We start from the raw sequence: 2,981 nt of genomic DNA on the forward strand, positions 1-2,981 counted from the left end.
GCAGTGGATCCGCCGCCAACTCCGCGCGGGCGGTGGGCACATCGAGCGCCTTGCCGAGCCGTGGCGCCGCGCGGCTGTTGGCTCGGGGCGCGGTCTCGGGTGTGGCTGCGTACGGCGGGAGGGGTGCGGTCTCGGGTGCAGCGGCGTACGGCGGGAAGCGTGCGGTCTCGGGTGTGGCCGCGTACGGCGGGAGGGGCGCGGATGAAGCGCTTCTCGCTCCGGGGTGTGCGCGGTGACCTTCCGCTGCTGGCCTGTCTGGCGCTGCTGACCGCCCTGCTCACCGCTGTCGCCGCCGCCGCACCCGCCTTCATCGACCAGCTGGCGGGACGGGCGTTCGCCGACCGGCTGGTCCAGGCGCAGGACACGGCGCCCGGTGTCACGTACAGCGTGCGTCTCGACGTCGCACCGGGGAAGGCCGTGGACCCGGGCGGGCGGCTCGCCGAGGCCATGACCGACGTCGGCGACGAACTCGAATCCTATTCCTGGGCCTCGCCCGATTTGCCCGGCGAGCTGCGCACCGATTCCGCGCGGCTCGTCCTGCCCGGTGTCGACACCGTCACGGAGGCCGGGCCCGCACGCCTCTCGCTGATGCACGCCACCGACGCGCCCCGCAAGGGCGGTTACGTCGAGGGCCGCGCCCCGCGTGCCAAGACCGGAACCCCGGAAATCGCCGTCTCGGCAGCCACCCGGGACGGCCTGAAGCTGCGCATCGGCCAGCGACTCGAACTGGGCCGGGGCGGCGAGCAGGGCATCCAGGCGACCGCGGTGGTCGTGGGCGTCTTCGCCACGGACGGAGATGCGCGTCTGTGGCGTCAGGAGCCGCTCCTCGTCGCGCCGTTGAAGAGCGCTGAGGGCGCTGAGGGCGCTGAGGGCGCTGAGGGCGCCGAGAGTGCTGAGAGTGCTGAGAGACCGCATCAGGCGATGGCGCTCACCGCGCCCGGGTCGATCCTTGAGCTGCAGGCACAGGCGGGCCTGCAGCTGTCCGTCCAGTGGGGCATGCGGCTGCACTTGAACGAAGCGGAGGCCCGGCAGTCCGCGGGGGCCGACGGGCGACGGGAACTCCAGCGCGCCCTCGTCGAGACCGGCGAGCTGGCGCCGGAGCAGTTCTGCGACATGGCCACGTTCGGTGGGGTCGAATGCCTGCTCGGGATGAACCCCAGCAGCGGTCTCGAATTCACCTCCCGACTGCCCGTCGCCTTGGACGAGTTCGGACGTCAGTGGGGCCAGGGCCAGGCCCTCGTGGCCTTCGGGTTCGCCACCCTCGCCGTCGTCGCCCTCGCCGCCGCAGTGGTCACGGCGCTCCTTGCGCTGCGCCGCCGGCTCGACGTGTACCGGCTCCAACGGGCGCGTGGCGCATCGGCGTTGGGTCTCGCGGTCGCACGTGCCGGACACACCCTGCCCGGCCTGCTGCTCGGTCTTGCGGCCGGGCTCGCGGCGGCCTCGCGGGTCGGTGAGGGTACGGCGACGGGCCGGGGTGTGCTGGCGGCGGTCGGCTGCTGGCTGATCCTGCCGCTCGTCACCTTCTTCGCCGTACGGGACAGGGCCTTGCTGCGCGAGCGGACTTCGGCGATACGGGGCCGGCGGGCCGTCGCCGAAACAGCGCTGCTGCTGCTCGCGGCGGGCGGCGTATGGGCGCTGCGCTCACGCGGGACCAAGGCGGAGGCAGGACCGGATCCGCTGCTCGCCGCCGTGCCGGCGCTCCTGGGGCTCGCCACCGTGGTGATCCTGGTGCGCTGCTATCCGCTGCCCGTACGGCTGCTCGCCCGCGCGGCCGCGCGCCGCCGCGGGACCGTGGCCCTGATCGGGCTGCTTCGCGCGGCCAAGGAGGCGCCCGCGCGGGCCCTCGCCCTGCTCGTCCTGGTGGTCACGCTGGCCGGTGCCGTGTTCGGCGGGCTCGTGGCCGGGACGCTCGCCGAAGGGCGGGAGGAGGGCGCGCGGTGGCGGGTCGGTGCGGACGCCGCGTATCTCGGTGCAGGGTTCAACCCGGCGGCGGCGAAGGAGCTGGCGCGTGCCGCGGGGGTCGAACACTCCGCCCGAGTAGGCGAGTTGCGTATCAGCCCGCGCAACAGCTCGAGCGGCGCCGCGTACGGCACGACCAGTCTGCTCGGCGTCGATACGGAAGCGTTGCGCAAGGCCGCGCCCGACTCGGCCGCCGCTCATGTCACGGCGGCCCTGCCCGTTTCGGACGGTGCGGTCCCCGTGCTCGCGCGTGGTGGGCCGCGGGTCGGGGAGCGGCTCGAAGCGGAGCTCGGCGGCAGGAAGCTGCAACTCAAGGTCACCGGGGTACTCAGTGACGCGGCCGCCGGCGACCGGGCGCTCGGGCCACTGCACACCCCCGAGCTGCCCGGGCAACTGCTGCTCACCGACCTGCGGGCGCTGCGGGGCGTGGCCCAGGACCAGTTCGAGCAGAGTGCCCTGCTGCTGTACGGGGACGGGATCCGCGCGGACCGGCTGCGCAGCCTCGTCCCGCGGACCGCTCCCGACGTCAGCCCCGGGGAACTTCTCATCCTGGACGAGGAGTTGACCCGTGTCGCGGACGACGACCTGGTGGGCGCCCTGACGCGCGCCCACACCGCCTGCATCGCGCTCGCCGTGGTCCTCGCGCTGCTCGCGTTGGTCCTCGAGCTGCTGCTCTCCGCCCCGGCGCGCGGGCGTACGGCCGCGCGGCTGCGGACGATGGGGCTCGGCGACCGGCAGACGGCGGTGCTGCATCTGCTGCAACTGCTGCCGATGGTGCTCGCGGCGGTCGTGGGCGGCACGGCGCTCGGCCTCGCGCTGCCGTCACTGCTCGGACCGGCCCTGGACCTGCGGGAGTTCACGGGCGGCCCCGGCGACCCGGGGCTGCATGCCGACGTATTCCTGACCGTGGTCCTCGGCGCGGGATGCGGCCTGTTGGTCGCGGGTGCGGTCGGGGTGGAGACGTGGCTGGGGAGGCGGCGTGGGTTGGGTGCCGTGCTGCGCGTGGGGAGGGGGGATGAGTG

1 protein-coding gene is annotated in these 2,981 nt (G+C 74.3%); it reads left to right on the forward strand.

Features of this window, described 5'->3' with window-relative positions:
• Positions 1 to 201 precede the first annotated feature (201 nt).
• Positions 202 to 2,981: hypothetical protein (locus G6045_RS40075; RefSeq protein ID WP_165337172.1), on the forward strand; the 2,780-nt coding region annotated here is incomplete at its 3' end.

Origin of the sequence: Streptomyces mesophilus (assembly GCF_011044995.1) — a bacterium.
GTDB classification, from domain to species: Bacteria; Actinomycetota; Actinomycetes; order Streptomycetales; family Streptomycetaceae; genus Streptomyces; species Streptomyces mesophilus.